The organism is Saccharopolyspora sp. NPDC000995, from assembly GCF_053599315.1.
Map to the genome: position 1 here is coordinate 25,845 of NZ_JBSFLZ010000042.1, position 20,470 is coordinate 46,314.

The following is a 20,470-nucleotide window of genomic DNA, read 5'->3' on the forward strand; positions in this document are numbered from 1 at the left end:
GGATCGATGAGCAATGTCCACTCGTTCGACGAGATGGGGTCAACGGTCCAGCCAGGTTCTCTCGTCTCGTTCGGGGCGGCAGCATGATGCGCAATCCGATGGTCGCCGTGACGGTGCTCGCGGCCGCCGGACGCCGGTCAGGCTGGCGGTGCTTCTCCCCGCTGTGTCGTCCCCCATCCGCTCCGGTCACATCTGAACGAGTATGGGCTTCCTCTCGTACCGTAGAGAATTCGATCTATAAGCGGTTCGGTGGAGTCGGGTTGCTGGAGAATCATTGATCCACTCGCCCTTCAGGGAGGCTCGGTTGTCACGTTGCTTCCCTCGGACCCGAGCCTCGCGTCTGTGGTCTGCCCGAAGGACCACAGACGATCCCGTACTTGGAGGACACCGACCGATGAGCGCGCAACTCGATCGCCTCGTAGGCCGATTGGAACAGGAGGAAAGCCTCATTGTGGGCTATTCCGGCGGAGCAGACTCGGCTCTCCTGGCCACGGTCGCACACCAGGTCCTCGGTAGTCGTGTTGTGGCGGTGACCGCCGTATCGGCAAGCCTGCCCACGTCGGAACGTCGCGCCGCGCGGACCTTCGCCCGAGACCGCGGCATCCCGCACGTAGAGGTATGCACCGATGAACTCGACAATCCGCAGTACGTCGCCAATGGAGGCAACCGATGCTTCCACTGCAAGACGGCGCTGTTCGACGCTCTCGTACCACTGGCAAACCTGATGGGTGCTCATACGGCCTTGGGGACCAACACCGACGACCTAGGAGACCATCGACCCGGACAGGTCGCCGCAGCGCAGCGCGGTGCCGTCTTCCCGCTGGTCGACGCGGGCTTGAGCAAAGCAGACGTCCGCGCGGTCAGCGCCGAGCTGGGGCTGTCGACCGCATCGAAGCCTGCCGCGGCATGTCTGTCCTCCCGCATCGCCTACGGCGACGAAGTCACCACTGAGGTGCTGGCGCGAATTGAGGTGGCCGAGGAGGCTCTCCGAGCGACGGGCTTGCGCGAGTTCCGCGTCCGTGCGCATGCCGACGGCACCCTCGCGCGGCTCGAGGTCTCCGAGGACGAGCTCGACACCGCTTTTCGGCGTCGCCGAGAGCTCGCGCAGCATCTGCGGGCTGAGGGATTCACCTTCGTCTCGCTCGACCTCCTCGGATTCCGAAGCGGCAGCATGAACGCCCTGCTCACCCTGACCCCGGTGGCACGATGACGACGAAGTCGCACCTTGGTGCGAACCTCACCCTCGATGTCGATCGTGAACGGCGCCAGGGTCTGCCCGAAGTCGTCTACGGACCAGGCAAGACGGTCGAGGAGATCGCGGCGGCAGCCACCGAACTACTCGAAGTCAACAGCGGCCCTGTGATCATTACGCGCATCGACGACGTCGCTGCCGCGCAGGTACTGGCAGCAGTTCCCGGTGGCGTCCACGTTCCAGAGGCTCGGCTGCTCATCTGGCGCCCCGCCGCGCAAGGCCAGTTCACCCTCGGCGTCGTCACGGCCGGAACGGCCGACGGGCCAGTGGCCAGCGAAGCCGCGGCCATGGCCTCGTGCATCGGGATGCGCGTTCTCGATATCCGTGACGTCGGCGTAGCCGGTATCGATCGCGTCCTCAAGCGCGTCGACGATCTCCGTGCATGCCACGCCGTGGTCGTCGTCGCGGGTATGGAGGGAGCGCTGGCCAGCGTGGTCGGCGGACTCGTGGCCTGCCCCGTGGTGGCAGTACCCACCTCGACGGGATACGGCGCTGCGTTGGAGGGCGTGACAGCGTTGCTCGCCATGCTCACGTCCTGCGCGGCAGGCGTGACAGTCGTGAACATCGATTCCGGATTCGCGGCCGCGATGGCCGCGTATCGTCTCACCCAGGCCCTGCGGCCGTCGGCGCAGTGAGTAGCCGATGATCCTTTCTCTCAACCCGGTCTCGGGCATCTCCGGTGACATGCTGCTCGGCGCGCTGCTGGATTTGGGTGCGCCGATGGAGGCTGTTCGCACGGCGATCGAAGCCACCGGAGTCACAGGCTGGCACCTGAGCACGCGTTCAGTGGAGCGCGAGGGGGTGCGCGCCCTGCATGCGGTTGTCGAGGTCGATGAGATCGTGCCGGCACGCCGCGCCGCGGACCTGCTGGCGATGGCAGGCCGCGCCACTCCTGCTCCAGTCGCGGCCATGGCGACCTCCGCCATCACCTCGCTTGCATCGGTCGAATCAAGGATCCACGGGGTCTCTGTTGCCGATGTCCACCTTCACGAACTCGGAGGAGTCGACACGATCGTCGACACGGTAGGAGTCGCAGCCGCCCTGAACGCCCTCGCGATTTCGCAGGTGTGGTCCGGTCCTCTCGGAATGGGGACCGGGCAGACCTCCGCAGCCCACGGTGTTCTCCCGGTACCGGCACCGGCAACCCTGCATCTCCTCATGGGTGCACAGGTGATAGGAATCGACAGCCACCAGGAGACGGTCACGCCTACAGGGGCCGCGCTCTTGGGTGCCATGGGCACTCGGTTCGGCCCAGCGCCGCCGATGACGATCCAGAACGTGGGCTACGGCGCCGGTACTCGAGAGACTCCGGGAAGACCGAATGTTCTCTCCGCAGTGCTCGGGTCTCCGGTGGGAGGATCAGGTCACGTCGAAGCGATGACCATGCTGGAAACCACGGTCGACGACGTCACCGGGGAAGTCCTCGGTGCGTTGATCCCTGAGCTGCTCACCGTGGGGGCCGCCGATGCGTGGCTCGTTCCGGCTGTCGGTAAGAAGAACCGTCCCGCCCAGCTCGTGTGTGCGCTATGCGAGCCGCATGCGGCGGATGCGGTCGAGAATCACCTGCTCCGGTCGACCGGCACGCTAGGGGTGCGCCGCACGGCGGTCCTACGCCGGTCGGTGCCTCGTGAGTGGACAACGGTGGAGCTCGCAGGCTTCACCGTCCGCGTCAAGATCGGCCCGCACACCGCGAAGCCTGAGCACGACGACCTGGCGGCCATCGCGGACGCCACGGGAGTTCCCGTCCGGATTCTCGCCGATCAAGCACGAGCCCTCATCGACGACCTTTGGGCAGAGAGCTGACGGCGATCGGGCTCGGCACGCACCCGAACACGTCCCCGCGCGCCCTGCTGACCTCGGCTAGAAGGCCACCGCTGTGGCAGTGATGATCTGTTTGCTGGCGGTCGGCACCCGCGAGCCCGGGCCCCGAGGCGCGCTCGCCGGTTCCGCGCGGGCCGAGGCGGTGCGCATCACGTCGATGCGCACCGCCTGGGACGTCCGGCACCACGAACTCTCCGAAGAAGGCTCGTTAGCGCACAGTCCGGTCCCTAACTCGAGTAACCAGCAGCCCGGTAACCGCAACGACCGCACGGTCTATCGAGAATCCGGGATTGACCGGAAACCGACCGGCCGGGGCGGGGATGGCCGATGGCGGCTACCACAGTTCGCAACGCTGGTCGTTGATGGCGGTGCGCCCGGGAGCGGGCCCGCCGCCCACATTCACGGGTTTCCGGCCAGCGACGGCGTGGTGCCGACAGAGTTCGTCGCGACCGGGTTGGACGAGCTGTCCCGCTGCGGCGGGATGCTTGTGCTGACCTTGATGGTCGGCGCGCCCCGGTGGATCGGTAGACCATCGCAGAGGACATCGTGCACCTCGATTGCCTCGTTGGCGATCTCGGTGACGAACATCTTGTGCTCTCCGTTTTCGGTGAACGCGATATTCGTCGGCGCCTTGCCCATCGTCTGGATCCGCTCCACCACCGTGCCGTCCTCGCCGAAGACCGCGATGTGCCCGGCGCCCATCACCGCGCAGTAAAGGCGTCCGTCCGCGCCGAACTTCATGCCGTCCGGGCCGATGAAACCGTCGGGCACCGTACCGTCCCATACGTTGCCGAACAGCTCGCGTCGTGGATTGGCGCCGAACACGTCGTAGCGATAGATGTTTCCGCCTATGGTCTCGGCTACGTAGAGCCGGTCGTGGCGGTCGAAGGCGATGCCGTTGGCGAACCGGATGCCGTTGTCGATCCGCGTGACGTCCAAGGTTGCCCGATCAATCCGGTACACCCGGCCGTCGAACGGGTAGTCGGTCCAGCCAGGCCTGAGCGTCATATTCAGGGGATCGAGCAAATCGTGTTCCCACGCGCCGGAGTCGGTCATGTAGATCGCACCGTCACGGCCGATGACGTGGTCGTTGGGCCAGCGGAAAACTTCGTCCCCGCAACTGGTGATGCGTGCTTCCTCGTTGCCCTCCGCATCGTAGCGGATGAGCGCGTGCTCGTAGGCTTCGCCGACCCACAGCTTGCCTTGCGCATCACGCAGCAGTCCATTGGGGAAACCACCAGTTAACGTGACCGTGTGCAATTCCCGCGTCTTTGCGTCGATACGAGTGACCGCGCCGCGGTCCCGGCGCATCTCAACCACCAGAATGTCACCGTTGTCCAGAACCACCGGGCACTCGGGGGCGCACACCCCTCGGGCGAAGAGCTCCATTGTTCGTCCTTCCACGTAGTCACTGATGACCCGCCGCAGTCCTTCAGTGGGTGGCGGGGAGGGGCTGGAGGGTCCCCGTGGCGTCGAAGTCCCAGTCGTGCGGCTCGTTGAGCACGGTCATGTCGGGGTGATCGGCGACTTCCTGGGCGTAGGCCTCGGAAACCTCGATGCGGGGCATCGACAGGGTGTTGCGGATGCGCACCATCTTCGGCGGGAGGTTCTTCGGGCCGCGGGTCATGTGCAGGGCCGCGATGATGGCGTCGCGGTCGTTGGCCAGCGCCATCGGGATCCGGGCGGCGTCGGGTAGGCCCGCGGTCAGCGAGTTGGTGTAGAACGAGCCGAACTCGATCTGGTCGAGGCAGCGCTGGGTGGTCACGTCCGCCATGCCCAGGCCGTTGGCGTTGCCGTTGGTGTACTCGGTCAGGCCCAGCACCACCAGCCGCTTGATCGGTACGGCGTGGAACTTGTCGGTGTTGACCTGGGCGCGGCCGGTGATGTTGGGGTCCATGCCGGTGCCGCTGATGTCCTTGCCGATCTCGTCGACGACCAGCACGTCGATGTCGGACACCAGCAGCTTGGGCATCCGCTGCTTGGCTTCGATCAGCAGATCGGCCTCGCGCTCCAGCAGTTTCGAGGTCGGGATCAGTTCGATCCGAGCGATGCGCTCGTAGGCGTTCTCCACCACGGCCATCCCGAACTCGATCGGGACGACCTTGAGGACCGCCTCGGCCACCGCCGGGATGAGCGTGTCAAAGGCGCCCATGCCGTGGGTGTGCAGGGTGGTCGCGCCGCGGTGCTTGCCCAGGCCGATGGCGATCATCTTGGCCAGGCCGCTCTCGTGCGTGCCGCGGAAGTCAGTGTGCGGCTTGACCCGGGCGAGCACCACGACGCTGTCGGCCTGGGCGGCTTCGGCGTCGAAGTGCACCGGGGTGCCGTCGACCAACTCGGCAACCACGACCGTCTCCATGGAGGACACGATCGGGGCGCCGATGCTCTCCTCTGTGATCCCGTACTCGGCCAGCACCTGCCGCTGCCCCTTGGCGGTGCCCCCGCCGTGGCTGCCCATGGCGGGCACCACGAACGGCTTGGCGCCGCAGCCGAGCAGGGCGTCGACGAGCGTGGCCACGATGCGGTCGATCTGGGCAATCCCGCGGCTTCCCACGGTTATGGCGATCCGCTTGCCGCTGACCGGGCGGTTGTGGTCGTGCTCGGCGACCTGGCCGCGGATCGCGCCTTCGAGGTCCTCGACCGCGTCGGCGGCGAACCGCTGCTCGACCGGGATCATCCTGGGGAGATCGATGTCGGCGCCGGCCAACCGGACCTTCTCGACGTTGAACATGCGTCCGATCCTTCTAATGCGCCAGCGTCACTTCGTGATCGTCGCTGGTGAGGAGGTGCGTGACAACGAGGATGGCACCAAATGATCACGCAGTGTTGTAAGGACATCTGAAGACCGCGTATTGGCCCCAGGTCACGGCTGAACGCTGGCGAGTATGACACGACGTTATTCCGTCGGGTTGTGTGCCCGACAGCGGGCTTCCTCTTTGGCCACTGGCGTTGGTACGAACGGGCAAGGGGCGCTGACAGCTCACCTTCGCAGTGGCATATTCCGGAGTGCCTCATTCTCGATGGGCCGGCCTAAGGCCGCATCTCATTTGGGTGTGTTGTAGGGGAGGCAACTTCGTTGATCAACGATGGACGATGTGGAGAAGTGGTGCCCGGAGTCGTTGTGGCTGCTGGCGCGTGGGCTGTTGCCCGATGTGCCACAACGCCACCTGGGCGGAGGCCGGCGTCGGTTGGACGACGGCACGGTGCTGGCCGCGATCCTGTATGTGCTGCAAACCGGGTGCGCTTAGTCAGCGTTTCCCGCGTCGTTGGGGATCAGTGCTCCTACCGTCCATCGCCGGTTCACCGAGTGCAGCGCCGCGCAGGTGTTCACCCGGCTGCACCAGGAACTGCTGGAACTGCTCGGCACCGCTGGAGCGATCGCCTGGCCCCGGGCGGCGGTGGACAGAATGCACGTCCGGGCGGTCAAAAGGGGGACCTGACCGGCCCCAGCCCGGTGGATCGGGACAAGCCCGGCTCGAAGGTCCATGCGGACAGCGAACGGAGCGGCATCCCGCTTACCGTGGTCATCTCCGCGGTCTACCGCAACGATCACCGGGAACTGGAGACGTTGATCGATGCCGTTGCACCGATCAGAGGGCCTGTCGGACGGCCTCGGTGCCGGCCGTGCAGCTGCACGCGGACAAGGGCTACGACTATCCGGCATGCCGAAACGCGTTGCGTCGGCGAGGAATCATCCCCGGATCGCTCGCCGGGGTATCGAGTCGCCCACCCGGCTGGGGCGCCACCGCTACGTCATCGAACGCACCCTGGAGTGGGTTTCTTGTTTCCCGTCGACTGGCTCGCCGTTACGAGCGCAAGGCCACCCACTTATGCGGCATTCGCCTGCCTGGCCTGCGCGGTGATCTGCTATCGCCGCGCTATCAAGCTGGATCTGTTTACCCAAAACAACCCCAAATGAGGTCTGGTCTAATGCACAAGGACTCCTAGACCTGGCAATGTCGGCGAAGTTCCGTCAGGGCACAGCTTGTGCTTGTCGAGGAAGTTGGTGGGCGCGCTCACCTCAACACGACGTGTAACCGCCAGGTGCATGCCTTTGGCGACCCGGACTTGCGGGAGGGGAAAGAGCGTGACGAATCCGGTTGTGGCTATAGATCACCTTTCGCGAGATCTGCCGGAGGGCCCGGTCGCAATCGTCGGACAGGGACGGATGGGCACCGCGTTGGCACGTTCGTTGCGCGACGCGGGAACGGAGATCGTCGGCCCGTTGGGGCGTGATCCGGATGTGGGGAATGCGCCCGTGGTCCTGCTTTGCGTTCCGGACGGTGCTATCGGCGATGTCGCGGCACGGTTGCGTCCGGGAGTCCTGGTCGGACACTGCTCGGGTGCCACCGGCCTCGAAGTTCTGGGGGAGCACGAGGGATTCTCCCTGCATCCGCTGATGACGATCACACGAGCCGCGCCTGCCAGCTTCGACGGTTGCGCTGCGGCGATCGCGGGTACGACCCGGCGGGGATCGGAAGTCGGACGGAAGTTGGCCATGAGCCTGGGCATGCGCCCTATCGCGGTCGCGGATGGCGATCGTGCCGCCTACCACGTTGCGGCATCGGTCGCCGCGAATTTCCTCGTCACGGTGCTGGGCCTGGCCGAGGACATGGCCGCTACGGTGGGAGTGGATCGCGGGGCATTCCTTCCGTTGGTGGAAGCGGCTTTTCGGAACTGGGGCGAACTCGGCGCCTCGCGTGCGCTGACGGGGCCCATCGCTCGCGGCGACGAGAAAACCGTTGCACTCCAGCGATCCGCGGTTGAACAGCGCTGCCCGCAATCGCTGTTCTTGTTCGACGCGCTCGTCGAGGCGACCAGAGATTTGGCATTCAATCGAACGGCGCACGTGGGGGTCCGTGTCGCCTCCTCGACATCCTTCGACCCACCTTCCACCCGGTGACGGCAGGGATGGCGTCAACGGTCAGCCAGCGTGCCGGGAAGAACAACTAGGAGTGATAGCTTTGTCGACCTACCCCCAGCCTGAAGCCAAGTCCGGAGCCAGCCGCAAACCGGTCACGGTGAACGCACTGGCCGACGTGCGCCGCCGCGGTGAACGGATCGTGATGATCACGGCCTACGACTACCCGAGCGCCCAGGTGGTCGAATCCGCTGGCGTCGACATGGTCCTCGTCGGCGATTCGGCCGCCATGACCGTGCTCGGCTATCCCACGACGGTTCCGGTCTCGATCGATGAGATGATCATGCTGACCGCGGCGGTTCGCAGAGGTTTGAAAACCCCGCTGCTGGTCGGCGACCTGCCTTTCGGTTCCTACGAGGTTTCCAACGAGCAAGCGGTGAGCACCGCGATTCGATTCGTCAAAGAGGGCGGCTGTGACGTCGTCAAGCTCGAGGGCGGCGGCGAGTCGGCGGAGCGGGCGAGGGCCATCGTCCGCGCCGGCATCCCGGTCATGGGCCACATCGGGCTGACCCCGCAAACCGCGACGGCCCTGGGCGGGTTCCGCGCCCAGGGCGTCACCGCGCAACGGGCGCGGTCGGTGCTGGAAGATGCCCTCCGTCTCCAAGCCGCTGGTTGTTTCTCCATCGTCTTCGAAGCGGTTCCGGCCAAAGTCACCAAGGCCATCATGCCGCGCATGAAGGTTCCGGTGATCGGGATTGGTGCGGGCCCGGACACCGACGGCCAAGTGCTTGTCTACCACGACCTGCTGGGCATCTTCGACGGCTTCCAGCCCAAGTTCGCCAAGCGGTGGGCCAATATGCGGTCCGCGATGATCGATGCGGTGAGCGAGTACGCCGACGAAGTCCGCCGCAGTGCCTTCCCCGCGCCGGAGCATTGCTACGGCATCAAGCAGGAGGAACTGGAGCAGTTCATCGCCGAGACGGAGCTGTCGGTTCCCGCGCCGGCGAACTCGAGCTCCAGGAGCCCTGTCGAGTTCGCCAGCCACGCGGCGAATCTCCAGCATTGACGAAGCGTCCGGTGCCGCGTGTTCAGCGGGACCGCCTTGCGGCCTTGGTTAACACGCTGTCGGTTTGCCCCTCTGCGGGAAGCGCCACGGATGTCCGAACGCGGCAGCTCAGCATCAACGGCAAGCAATGCTGACAAGCGCCTGCAGAGGTTGCCGGGTGTCCTGCGCCGGAAATTCCTGAGATATATGGCTCTTGTGACTGATCCGTGGGTGGTGTGAGCTGGGGTTTTGGGCCTGGAGACGACCCTGCTGGTTAATTCCGCGAGGGGCTGGTTTCACCGCGGGAGTGCTCCGGTTCTGCCTCGCCAACCGGTGTGTGGTGGACGGCGGTGTTCGCATCGGTAGACGACACGAACGGTCCGTTCGCTTCACGCCCGCGCCTTCCCAAACAGCCCCAACACCGCGCCGAAATTAACCAGCAGGGTCGGAGACGGGGGCACGCCGTTGCTTCGTCTAGGTTTCTGGCTTGTCGAGAGTCAGGAACCGAGGGACGGAGAACGTCGTGCCGAACGCCGCAGGCCGCCCGACACGCTCCCGGTGCGCTCCTGGATCTGCCCCATCATCGTCGGAGCGACGAAACCGCCGAGGTTGCCGACTGAGTTGATCAGCCCAAGTCCGGGGCGGCGAGGGCGCCGGCGAGGTACTGCTGGGGGATCACGTAGAAGGATGACGTTGTAGTCTTGAACCCGGCCGTAGCAACGACAAGCATGACGAAGGCGAGCACGGGTGACGCGAACGCCGCGGCTCCCAGACCCGCGGCAGCCAGCACGAATCCGATGCCGAGGACCCGTCCGCCGCAGCCCGGTCCGGTCTGAGATCAGGCCCGCCACACGGAGGGCGTGAGCGACGCCGGCCAGGTGCGCTGCTTCGTTGTGTTGGCCGGTGCTCGCGGCGATCGAGCTCAAAGTCTTCAAACAGTGACCGGCGCAGTACTGGTCGTGGGTTTCGCCTTGCGGGGCAAGGCATTCCAGCTCGAGTTTGCGAGCACGAAAACCACTCGCCTTGGCGCCAAGCCTCAACACCCATGCCCCACAGCGCGCAGGCACGGCGCCACCTTTCGCCGTGCTTCTCACACAGATCCAGGAGATTTCGCCACTGGCCCATCGCCGCCTGGTCGTCACCCTGTATCGAGTGGCTCACGCTGAGAAGTTCCGCGGAAATACGCGGAATGCTCCTCGGTCTTGTGTCCGGCCGCGGCCAGTCCGGCGATGGCGACCGTGGCGAAGGCTTCGATGGCGGCGTGCTTGCGGCGCGGCACCCACACCACCGATGTCCGCCAGGCCAACGGCGAGTCCTGTAGCGGACACCAAACCAACCCTTCCGGCGGCTCGCTCAGCGGCGGCTCGTTTAGGTGCACACCTCGTCCGGCCAGGACGAGTCCCTGCACGAAATGCGGGTTGCGCGCGTGCCGGATCGCGCCGGGGCGGAAGCCATCCGCGCGGCAGATCGACAGGACGTGGTCGTAGAGCATCGGCGCCATCATTCGGGGGAAGATCACCAGCGGCTGGCCGTTGAGGTCGCGCAGCCGCACCGGCCCTGGACCGGCGAGCCGATGATCGGCGGGCAACAGCACGCCTAGCTCGCGGCGGGCGACCGGGCTGGACTCCAGGCCGGAAATGTCGCAGGGGTGGCGCACCACCGCGGCGTCCAGGCTGCCCTCCCGTAACGCCGCCAGCTGCTCGTCGGTGGTGAGTTCGTGCAGGTCGACCAGCACGTCCGGGGCCTGCTCGGCGAACTCGTGCAGCAGGGTGCGCAGCGTGGCAGGCATGGTGTCCGGCGGGATACCGACCCGCACAACGCTGTTCTCACCTGGGCGCAGCCGCCGCATGGCCTCCTCCGCCGACTCGGCGCTCTCCAGCACGCGGCGCGAGTGTTCGAGCAGCAGCGCGCCGGCCTCGGTGAGCTGGACCTGGCGGCGCCCGCGGTCGAACAGCTGCACACCCAGCTCCCGCTCCAGGTCTCGTATGCGCTGGGACAGCGGTGGCTGCGCCATGTGCAACCGGGCCGCTGCCCGGCCGAAGTGGAGCTCCTCGGCCATCACGGTGAAGTAGCGCAGGTGGCGGAGTTCCATACCAGGTTGATATCACAACCGGAGCAGAATGGTGTTGGACGTGGTCCGGTTCACTTGGTTGCATTTCATGCATCGGTTCCGGCGAATCCGGATCCGGATTCTGACACGAATCACGCGCTTCTAATGCGTATGGATCATTTCCCGGATTCCCTGGAGGGATCAACATGAGCGTCTCCGCGACCACTGCTTCGAGCACGAAGACCGTCTTGTTGCGGCGCGAGCCGGTTCCCGGCGGGCACATCGGCGTGGTCACCCTCAACCGGCCGGCCAAGCTGAACGCCTGGACGGACGACATGCGCACCCGGATGGTGGAGATCTTCACCGAACTCGGCGCGGACGAGGCCTGTCGCGCGGTGGTGATCACCGGTAGCGGTCGGGCGTTCTGCGCTGGTCAGGACCTCGCCGAGACGGCTGCGATCGATCAGTCCGACCACTGCGCGGTGGAGGCCTGGATCGACAGCTTCGACATCCTGTACCGGGCGGTGCGAGGCATCGACAAGCCCACCGTCGCCGCGATCAACGGGGTGACCGCCGGTTCCGGCTTCCAGTTCGCACTGCTGGCCGATCTCCGGGTGGGCCACGCCGGAGTGCGCATGGGACAGCCCGAAGTTCGTTCCGGGATTCCGAGCATCACGGGAATTTGGGCGATGTGGGACATCCTCGGCAAGGCCAAGACGATCGAGTTCACGCTCACCGCGGAACTGGTCGACGGCGTGGAGGCCCAGCGGCTCGGGCTGCTGACCAAGCTGGTCGACGAGGACGCCGTGCTGGACGAAGCGATCGCGCTCGCCACAAAGCTCGCCGAATTCCCGTCCGGTGCCGTGGAGCTGACCAAGGCGCGGCTGCGCGAGATCGACGACGCGGCGCTCACCGACGCGGTCGAGGCGGCGAAGAAGGTGCATGCCGCCGCGTACGCCACCGGCGAACCGCAGCGCGAGATGGATCGGTTCCTGAGCAAGCGCCGCTGACCACGACCGCACGAACTGGAGCACACCGCCAGCATGAGCATCACCGAATCCGAACGTCCCGTCGTGCCGCCCACGGAACTGTCCGCAGGTGAGCGCGCCTACCAGGACCTGGTCAACGGTCAGCGCTGGGACGTCCCCGAGCGCTACAACATGGCCGTCGACGTGGCCGATCATCATCCCGCCGACCGGATCGCGCTGATCTTCGAGGACCACACCGGTCGGCATCAGGAGGTGAGCTGGGCGGAAGTCCGCGACCGGTCATTGCGGGTGGCCGTGCACCTGCACGAGCTCGGTGTCCGCAAGGGCGACCGGGTGGCGGTGCTGCTGCCGCAGCGGCCGGACACCCCGGCGACCTACCTGGGAGTGCTGCGCACCGGCGCCATCCTCGTGACCATGTCGCTGCTGTGGGCGGACGAGCCGATCGCCTACCGGCTCGCGGACTCCGGCAGCACGGTTCTGTTCACCGAGGACGAGGTGCTCGACCGCGCCCGGCCCCTTGCCGGCGAGGCCGGGGCGCAGCTGGTGAGCGTGGACGACCCCGCGATCGCCCAGCGCCCCGCCGAGTACGCCACAGTGGACACCGCAGCCGACGACCCCGCGCTTATCTTCTACACCTCCGGCACCACCGGGGCGGCCAAGGGAATCGTGCACGCACATCGGACTCTGCTGGGCCACAACGAGTTCCAGTACTGCCACGATCTGCGTCCCGGTGACGTCTTCTACGGTGCGGGCGACTGGGCGTGGTCGATGGCCAAGCTCATGGGTCCGCTGCGGGCGGGTGCCACACACCTGGTCTACCGGCCCGCGGCCGGGTTCGACCCGGAGGGGCTGCTGGCCGCCATGGCGCGCAACGGGGTCACCACGTCGCTGGTGAATCCGACCTTCGTGCGCAAGATGCGCGCTGAGGTCCCGGACGCGGGCACCCGGTACCCGCAGTCGCTGCGCGTGGTCTGCTGCGCCAACGAGCCGTTGTCGGTCGATCTCATCGAGTGGTTCCGCGAGCAGTTCGGCATGACCCTGCTGGACTACTACGGCTCCACGGAGTCCTATCCGCTGGTGGGCAACTTCCCGGGAGTTCCGGTCAAACCGGGTTCCATGGGGCGTCCGCTGCCCGGCTGGCAGGTGGCGCTGCTGGACGAGCAGGAGCAGCCGGTCGAGCAGGGCCAACCCGGCGAGATCTGCCTGCGCACGGGCAGCAACCCGCAGTTCCCGCTGGGCTACTGGCAGCGCCCCGAAGCATCGGAGACGGACTTCGGCGGCGACTGGTACCACACCAAGGACCAGGCGGTGATGGACTCCGACGGCTACTACTGGTTCCTCGGGCGCACCGATGACGTCATCAAGACCTCCGGGTACCGTGTCGGCCCGTACGAGGTGGAGGAGGCGCTGCGCGAGCACCCCGCAGTCGCCGACGCCGGTGTGGTGGGCCTGCCGGACCCGGTGCGCGGCCAGGTGGTGAAGGCGTGGATCGAGCTCGCCGACGGGTACTCGCCGACCACGGAGCTGGCCGAGCAGATCAAGACGTTCGCCAAGGAGAACTACTCCCGGTTCTCCTTCCCGCGGCTGATCGAGTTCGAACCGCAACTTCCGCGTTCGGCCACCGGGAAGATCCAGCGCGCTGAACTGCGGCGGCGAGACACGGCCTGAGCGGTGCTCGTGGTGGGGCAGCGGGACGCCCGACGCCCCCACCGCAGTGGTTTCGGTTAATTCCCTCTACGACAGGTACCGGGCGAAGCACCGGACGGAATGGACAGGAGTTCGGATATGCCGCCGGATCAGCTCACCACCTCGCCACCACCCACCGACCTAGCGAGGACGCGGCGGCGGGTGACCATCGCCTCCGCCATCGGCAACTTCGTCGAGTGGTTCGACAACGGCGCCTACGCCGTCATGTCCGCCACGATCGCGATGCTGTTCTTCCCCAAGTTCGACTCGGCGGCGGCGCTGCTGGCAACCTGGGCGATCTTCGGTGCGGGTTTCATCGCCCGCCCGCTTGGGGCGTTGTTCTTCGGCCGTTACGGCGACCGGGTCGGTCGCAACCGCGCGCTGGCGTTGAGCGTGCTGTGCATGAGCGCTTCGACGTTGCTCATCGGTCTGCTGCCGACCTATTCCGGGGTCGGCCTGATGGCTCCGCTGCTGTTGCTGTTGATGCGCACGGTGCAGGGGTTCTCCACCGGGGGCGAATACACCGGTGCGTCCTCGTTCATCATGGAGTACGCCCCGGAAGGCCGACGGGCGCGTTACGCCAGCGTCGTGCCGATGACCGTCGGCGTGGCCGCTGTGGCGGGCTCGGCTCTGGGTATGCTGCTCACCGGCATGCTCTCCGAGGACGCGCTGCAGTCCTGGGGCTGGCGGGTGCCGTTTTTGATCGCCGGGCCGCTCGGCGCGATCGGTCTCTACCTGCGTTCCCGGCTCGAGGACACCCCGGTGTTCCGCACCCTGGCGAGCACGGAGAACAAGGCGCGGACGCCGCTGCGGGACTCGTTCAAGGTGGCGCGCAAGCAGATCTTCGCGCTGTTCGCGTACAGCATCACCAACGCGGTGGGCTACTACTTCATGAGCAGCTACATGATCTCCTACATGTCGGCGTCGCTGGGCTACACCAAGACCGAGGCACTGCTGACCAGTGTCGTCTCGATGCTGGCCTACTCGGTGGTGTGCCCGCTTATGGCGATGGCCAGCGATCGCTTCGGCCGCCGTCCGATGCTACTGGGCGCCTGCGCCGGTTTCGCGGTGCTGACCCTGCCCGCGTTCCTGCTCATGGAGACCAGCCTCGCCGGGGCGATGGTGGGCAGTTCGGTGCTGGCGATGCTGGTGGCGATGATCGGCACCAGCAACGTTCCGGTAATGGTCGAGCTGTTCCCCGCACATCTGCGGGCCAGCGGATCGGCCATGGGCTACACCGCCGCCTACGTCCTGTTCGGCGGCACCGCGCCGTTCGTGGCGACCTGGTTGGTGGGCACTTCCGGCAATTCGAGCGCCCCGGCGTTCTACCTGATGGGCGTCGCAGTGCTCAGCCTGCTCGCGGTGATCTTCCTCGTCACCGAGACGAAGATGCTCTCCCTGTCGCGCACGACCATCCGCTGACGACCACCGCGCCCGTCCCCGGCATACCCAGCCGGGGGCGGGCGTCTCGGCGTTTCGGCGTCGACATTCGCAGAACCGCACTGCATATCGCTCACGTGTATTCAGGATTGGCGCCAATCGCGATGGCCAGCACAGCGCCGACCACGATACCCCAGTGGCCACACGATATTCGCGCTCTATCCACAGCGCTGCAGAGGACCCCGAAAGAGCGACACACAAACCGCCGAGTCAGTCGGAGGAGAGTGTGTCCACGAGCTCGCCGACCTCCGTGTGGGGTAGCGATCGTGCGACGTCGCTCAAGCTGACCATGCCAACCAGTTGCTCTTCATCGATGACGGGCAATCGCCGGACCTTGTGCTGGCTCATCGTCCGTAGGATCTCGTCGGCGGGATCGTCCGCGCCGATGGTGACGGCCTCCGCTTGACCCAGGTCGCCGGCCGGGAAGGTGCCGGCATCCCGCCCCTTGGCTATGACCTTGGTGACCAGGTCGCGATCGGTCACGACTCCTTTGATCTTGTTGTCGGGTCCGCAGATCGGCAGTCCGCCGACGCCGAGCTCGGCCATGATCCGTGCGGCGTCGGCCGCCGTCTGATCGGTTTGGACGCACTGTGCGCCGCTGGTCATGATCTCCCGTGCCGTCGTCATGGCTCGAATATCCTTTCCGGTAGATGCGCGATGCTGAGCTGACCGTTCATGTTCATAGAACGCCGCTTTTTTCTGGCTACCCGAGCGTTCCTCGGTGCATGCATGGCGCACACAATCTCTGGATCAGCATCTCAATTGGGTGTCGGCGGTAAGGCATACACACGGCGTTGGCTGCCAGGCGGGTGGTGAACGTGGTGGTGCCGGGCAGAGTGCGCCACGCCGGTCCCCGGTAAGCGGCGTCGGCCACCACGTGGATGGTGCGTTCGGGGAACGCGCGGGCGAGCAACCCGACCAGTGCCCGGGCCGCGTCGGGTTTGGAGACGCCCGGTTTGGGGATGTGCATCCGCCAACAGGGTCGGCAGGCAGACCGCCCTGGTCAAAAACGGCACGGTCACGATGAGTCCGACGACCACGGAGCACTTACCCCGCCCGATCCCGTTGTGGCCCTTCGCCGAACCGTCGTGCTGCCAGAACACCCCGTGGGTCTTGGGAACGCTCGGGCAGTTCCGAAGGAGAGCGTCGCGTGGGTATGGCAGGGCGCGATCGCCGCGGTGGAGTTCGTTGCGACGATCACGCTCCTTCACCGGTACTCAGTATCGGCGCTCGCCGTTCCCGCTCAGCGGTGACCACCACTGGGTGTAGTTTGTCGCACCGTCGCCGAAGATTCCTCCATGGCCTTCGACGACCTTTCCGTTCTCCCACTTGAGCATCTGCACTCCGGAGATGTCGAGCACGTCGAACGGGGAGGTGCTGCCCTCTGGAGCGCCCTTGCGGACGGCGTGGATCTTGTTGGCGTCGATCGAGTAGCCGTCCTCGTTGTTGATGAGCAAGGAGATCATCTCCATGCTCCACGAGCCGCCGGATGCTTCCAGCATGCCCTGCACGTAGTCGAGGAAGTCGTCGATGCCGACTCGCCAGCCCGCGTGCGCGTGGCTGCCCGGTGCGAGGAAGCGCAGGTCTTCCGACCAGTACTGCGCCACCTTGTCCCGGTCTCCGGAAGTGACCGCCTCGTAGGCGACAGCGACCAGTTCAGGCGTGATCTCGGTCATTTTCGGTGATCTCCTTCTCTTCTCGGAGTGCGGTGAGCCACGAGTCCACGACGTGCGCGGTGGACTCGGCGTGCTCTTCCACGATCGTGAAGTGGTCGCCCTCGACCTCTGGTCTGGCGTCGCACAGCGGCCAGTCCGGGCCCCAGTCGGTGTCGGCCAGCGGCGCTCCTTCCGCGTCCGGCAGCGCATCGCCGGCGCGGACGAACAGCGTCGGGACGCCGGTCCGCTGCGGTTCCCAGTCGCCGAACAGCTCGAAGTAGCCGCCCATCGCGGTCAGCGACACGTGGTCGGAGGAGACGAACTCGCTGCGCCGCGAGAACAGGCCGTTGGTGAACGCCGTGCTCAGCCTGGGGTTCATCTCCCGGGGCAGGTAGGTGTCGATGAGCACCACGGCGCTCGGCGGCAGATCCGCCTGCTCCAGGCGGGTTGCGACGGCATAAGCGATCCAACCTCCCGACGAGTAGCCCAGCAGGGCGTAGGGCGCGCCCGCGGCGTGTTCGAGCACCGCCTGGGCCTGCATGTCGACGAGTGCCGCCACGCTGCCCGGAAGTCGTTCGCCGGCGAGGAATCCCGGCTCCGGCAGCACCAACGTCGAGCGGCGGTCGCGAAGAGCCGAGGCGAACCGCGCGTACTGGTGCGCTCCCGACATCGCCACGACCGCGGGGAAGCAGAACAGCAGCGGTTCGCGCAGGCCTCGGGCCAGCGGCACCGGGTTCGGAACCTGGTCGAGCTCGTCCGGGGCGCGGAAGACGGGGCGGAAGCGCGCCGCCATGCGGACCAGCTCCATGCCTTCGTCAATCCTGTCTTCGGCGCACGCCTGGCGGAACAGCGCGCCTAACGTGTCCTCTGCCGCTGCGGGTGGCGGTGCGGCGGTGCCTGCCAGCTCGTCGCACAGGAACCGGGTCAGCGCGGGTGGCGTCGGATGTTCGAACACCACGGTTGCGGGCAGTCGCAACTCGGTTGCCCGCTCCAGCCGGTTGCGCAGGTCAACGGCCATCAGCGAGTCGAAGCCGAGTTCGGTGAACGCCCGGTCGCCGCCCAGTTCCTCCGGCGAGGGGTGGTTGAGCACGGCCGCCACCTCGCGGCGAACCAGGTCGAGCAGCACCTGCTCGCGTTCGCCGTCGGACAACTCGCCCAGCTTGGCGGCCAGATCCTGCCTCGCTCCACGGCTGTCCGCATGGGAGGGGCGGATCAGGGCGTGCCAGATCGGCGGCAGCGGCTCCCGCGCGGCTGCGGCGCGCAACGCGGGCATATCGACGTCGACCGGCACGAGCAGGGGTTCTGACCTGGCCAATGCCGCATCGAACAGTTCCAGGCCGGCATCCGGTGTCAGCGGTGCGATTCCGCCGCGAGCGAGCCGGTACCGGTCCGCGGCCATGCCGCCTTCGGTGGCCCATGGCCCCCAGGCCAGCGAGACAGCCGGGAGGCCGTGGGCGGCGCGGTGCGCGGCCAGCGTGTCGAGGAAGGTGTTGCCCGCTGCGTATGCGGCCTGCCCCGCGGAGCCGAGTGTGCCAGCAGCCGACGAGAACAACACGAACGCCGTGAGGTCACCGGCGAGCTCGTGCAGGTGCCAAGCCGCGTCCACCTTCGGGCGTAACACGCGCGCGAGCTGCTCGGCGGTGAGCGACTCGACCACGCGGTCGTCCAGCACGCCGGCGGCATGCACGACGGCGCGGACCGGGTGCTTCGCGAGCAGAGCGGCAACCTGGTCCCGGTCGGCGACGTCGCACGCGACGACCTCGACACGAGTCCCCGCGTCAACCAGCTCCGCCCGCAGCTCCGCCATGCCGCCGCGGCGGCTCACCAGCAGCAGATCGCGAACACCGTGAACGGTGACCAGGTGCCGTGCCATCAGCGTCCCCAGCGCACCGGACGCTCCGGTGACGAGCACGGTGCCCACGGACAGGTCGACCGCGGCCGACCCGGGACCGGTGACCGGCGCGATCCGGGGCACGTAGGTGCCGTCGTCGCGGATCACCGCATGCGGTTCGTCGGATGCGAGCGCGGACGCGAGCGCGCGCCAGCCTGGGCGCGCCGAGCCGGGAGCGATATCGATCAGCGTCACGCGCCCGGGATGCTCGGCCTGTGCGACGCGCACAAGACCCGGGAGCGCAGCCATGACCGGGTGCGTCGTGGCGCCCTCGGTCAGCAAGACCAGACGCGTCGCTGAGAACCGCTGGTCCGCGAGCCAGGTTTGCAGGGATGCGAGGACTCGGGAGGTGATCTCGGCGGTGGCGGTGGGCACGTCGGTGCTCTCCGGTGCGGCGGGTGCCAGGAACACCGCGTTCGGGACGGTGCCGGAAGACGTTGCCGCAGCGCCGAGTTCGGCCAGATCGGCATAGGTTTCGTGGTGGGCGCCGCTGTCCCGCAGCACCGCCGTGAGCCACGGATCGGCGTCGCCGAGCACTGCGAACCACGATGCGTCCGGAACCCGCGTCGACGTCAGCTCCTGCCACCGCACACCCATCAGCGCTCTTGGGGCTTCGCTTCGCGCGTGCTCGACGGGCAGCCTGCGCAACGTCAACGCTTCGACGCCGCCGACGATGCGTCCGTTCTCATCGGAGAGTTCCAGAGCGACGGTGTCCTCGCTCACCGCTTCCAGCCGAACTCGCAGTGCGGTCGGACCGGCGGCGTCGACCTGGACACCGCGCCAGGCCAACGGCAGGCTCGGCGCCGAGCCGGAAGCGTCGATGAGCTCACCGACGCCGATGGCGTGCAGGGCCGCGTCCAGCAGCGCGGGGTGGATGACGTGCCCTGCCACCTCGGCTCCTCCGGGCAGGGCCACCTCGGCGAAGACCTCGCCCGGACGGCGCCACGCCGAACGCAGTCCGCGGAACGCGGGGCCGTAGTGCAATCCCCGGTCGGCCAGCTGGTCGTAGACGGCGCCGAGGTCCAGCGGCTCGGCGTCCTGCGGTGGCCACGTCGCGGCATGCGTCGGTGCGGTTGCGCCCGGGATGGCGAGCGCGGCGGTGGCGTGGCGGGTCCAGGCATGTTCCGAACCCGGCTCGCGGCTGTGCACGCGAACTGTTCTGCGGCCGGTGGTGTCCGGAGGCTCCACGCTCAGCCTGATGTCCAGTGCCGAACCGGCGGGGAGCACGAGCGGTGCTTCCACGATCAGATCGTCCAGGAACGTGAGGCCGCACGCGGCGCCGGCGTGCAGGACGAGGTCGACGTGCGCCGCTGCGGGGAGCACGATCCGGTCGCCCACGGCGTGATCCGTGAGCCACGGATGAGCATCGGTGCTGATCTGCCCGGAGAACACGAGCGCACCCGACTCCGGGTCGGTGACGGCCACCGCCAGCAGGGCGTGGTCGGTGCTGTCGAGACCCGCGGCGTCGAGATCGGCCGGGCGGGACGCGCGGTGGTCGAGCCAGTAGTGCTGGTGCTGGAAGGGGTAGGTGGGTAGTGGAGTGGGGCGGGCGTTGGTGTTGTTGAAGTAGGAGTGCCAGTCGGGGTTGGTGCCGTTGGCGATGAGGTGGGCCAGGGCGGTGTTGATCGCGCTGGTTTCGGGTTGTCCGGTGCGGAGGCTGGGGATGGCGCCGGCGGGAAGGTGGGGGATCAACGCGGCGGTGGGGCCGATTTCGAGGTGTGCGGCCGGGTTCCGGGTGGCGGTGGTGGTGATGGCGTCGGCGAAGCGGACGGTTTGGCGGGCG

The 20,470-nt window shown here is 67.2% G+C and carries 15 protein-coding genes and 1 pseudogene; 9 read left to right on the plus strand and 7 right to left on the minus strand.

The genetic code is table 11. The features are described from left to right. Positions 1-394: 394 nt before the first annotated feature. From larE to larC, 3 genes are read left to right on the plus strand one after another with little or no spacing between them, the layout of a single operon-like run. Positions 395-1,210: an ATP-dependent sacrificial sulfur transferase LarE gene (gene larE / locus ACWDKQ_RS16330; RefSeq protein ID WP_450139567.1), complete on the plus strand. Its 816-nt coding sequence runs from the start codon at positions 395-397 to the stop codon at positions 1,208-1,210. Next, a complete protein-coding gene (larB, locus tag ACWDKQ_RS16335) occupies positions 1,207-1,887 on the plus strand; it encodes a nickel pincer cofactor biosynthesis protein LarB (protein ID WP_450139568.1) in 681 nt (226 codons plus the stop codon). Before larE ends, larB begins: the two co-directional genes overlap by 4 nt. A gap of 7 nt (positions 1,888-1,894) precedes the next feature. Next, positions 1,895-3,055, plus strand: a complete 1,161-nt coding sequence (gene larC, locus ACWDKQ_RS16340; protein WP_450139569.1) for a nickel pincer cofactor biosynthesis protein LarC — start codon at positions 1,895-1,897, stop codon at positions 3,053-3,055. 417 nt (positions 3,056-3,472) lie between these two features. Here larC and ACWDKQ_RS16345 read toward each other — a convergent pair whose 3' ends face one another. Together ACWDKQ_RS16345 and ACWDKQ_RS16350 are read right to left on the minus strand one after the other, a co-directional pair. After that, the gene (locus ACWDKQ_RS16345) at positions 3,473-4,462 is read right to left on the minus strand and encodes an SMP-30/gluconolactonase/LRE family protein (RefSeq protein WP_450139570.1); all 990 of its coding nucleotides are present in this window, start codon (positions 4,460-4,462) and stop codon (positions 3,473-3,475) included. A gap of 43 nt (positions 4,463-4,505) precedes the next feature. Then, on the minus strand, positions 4,506-5,801 hold the full coding sequence (locus ACWDKQ_RS16350) for a hypothetical protein (RefSeq protein WP_450139571.1): 1,296 nt from the start codon (positions 5,799-5,801) through the stop codon (positions 4,506-4,508). 355 nt (positions 5,802-6,156) lie between these two features. On the opposite strand from ACWDKQ_RS16350, the pseudogene ACWDKQ_RS16355 reads away from it, so the two are divergent. From ACWDKQ_RS16355 to panB, 3 genes and pseudogenes are all read left to right on the plus strand, one after another. Next, a pseudogene (locus tag ACWDKQ_RS16355) lies at positions 6,157-6,989 on the plus strand (IS5 family transposase). A gap of 480 nt (positions 6,990-7,469) precedes the next feature. Further along, the gene (locus ACWDKQ_RS16360; RefSeq protein ID WP_450139583.1) at positions 7,470-7,973 is read left to right on the plus strand and encodes a DUF2520 domain-containing protein; all 504 of its coding nucleotides are present in this window, start codon (positions 7,470-7,472) and stop codon (positions 7,971-7,973) included. 61 nt (positions 7,974-8,034) lie between these two features. Then, positions 8,035-8,997, plus strand: coding sequence for a 3-methyl-2-oxobutanoate hydroxymethyltransferase (panB, locus tag ACWDKQ_RS16365; protein WP_450139572.1), 963 nt, complete (start codon positions 8,035-8,037; stop codon positions 8,995-8,997). 604 nt (positions 8,998-9,601) lie between these two features. Here panB and ACWDKQ_RS16370 read toward each other — a convergent pair. Both ACWDKQ_RS16370 and ACWDKQ_RS16375 read right to left on the minus strand, forming a co-directional pair. Next, a complete protein-coding gene (locus ACWDKQ_RS16370; protein WP_450139573.1) occupies positions 9,602-9,766 on the minus strand; it encodes a hypothetical protein in 165 nt (54 codons plus the stop codon). A 348-nt stretch (positions 9,767-10,114) separates the two neighbouring features. Next, entirely contained in the window at positions 10,115-11,068 is a 954-nt protein-coding gene (locus ACWDKQ_RS16375) for a LysR family transcriptional regulator (protein WP_450139574.1), read from the minus strand. 164 nt (positions 11,069-11,232) lie between these two features. On the opposite strand from ACWDKQ_RS16375, the gene ACWDKQ_RS16380 reads away from it, so the two are divergent. From ACWDKQ_RS16380 to ACWDKQ_RS16390, 3 genes are all read left to right on the plus strand, one after another. Then, positions 11,233-12,036: an enoyl-CoA hydratase/isomerase family protein gene (locus ACWDKQ_RS16380; RefSeq protein ID WP_450139575.1), complete on the plus strand. Its 804-nt coding sequence runs from the start codon at positions 11,233-11,235 to the stop codon at positions 12,034-12,036. Between the two features lie 33 nt (positions 12,037-12,069). Beyond that, on the plus strand, positions 12,070-13,683 hold the full coding sequence (locus tag ACWDKQ_RS16385) for an acyl-CoA synthetase (RefSeq protein ID WP_450139576.1): 1,614 nt from the start codon (positions 12,070-12,072) through the stop codon (positions 13,681-13,683). 117 nt (positions 13,684-13,800) lie between these two features. Beyond that, entirely contained in the window at positions 13,801-15,123 is a 1,323-nt protein-coding gene (locus ACWDKQ_RS16390) for an MFS transporter (protein WP_450139577.1), read from the plus strand. 228 nt (positions 15,124-15,351) lie between these two features. Here the strand turns inward: ACWDKQ_RS16390 and ACWDKQ_RS16395 are convergent, their stop codons facing one another. The 3 genes from ACWDKQ_RS16395 to ACWDKQ_RS16405 form a co-directional block, all read right to left on the minus strand. Continuing rightward, entirely contained in the window at positions 15,352-15,768 is a 417-nt protein-coding gene (locus ACWDKQ_RS16395) for a CBS domain-containing protein (protein ID WP_450139578.1), read from the minus strand. A 590-nt stretch (positions 15,769-16,358) separates the two neighbouring features. Then, positions 16,359-16,817 (minus strand): nuclear transport factor 2 family protein, encoded by a 459-nt coding sequence (locus tag ACWDKQ_RS16400; RefSeq protein WP_450139579.1) that lies wholly within the window; start codon positions 16,815-16,817, stop codon positions 16,359-16,361. Beyond that, the coding region (locus ACWDKQ_RS16405) for an SDR family NAD(P)-dependent oxidoreductase (protein ID WP_450139580.1) at positions 16,798-20,470 on the minus strand (3,673 nt) is incomplete at its 5' end. The genes ACWDKQ_RS16400 and ACWDKQ_RS16405, both read right to left, overlap by 20 nt.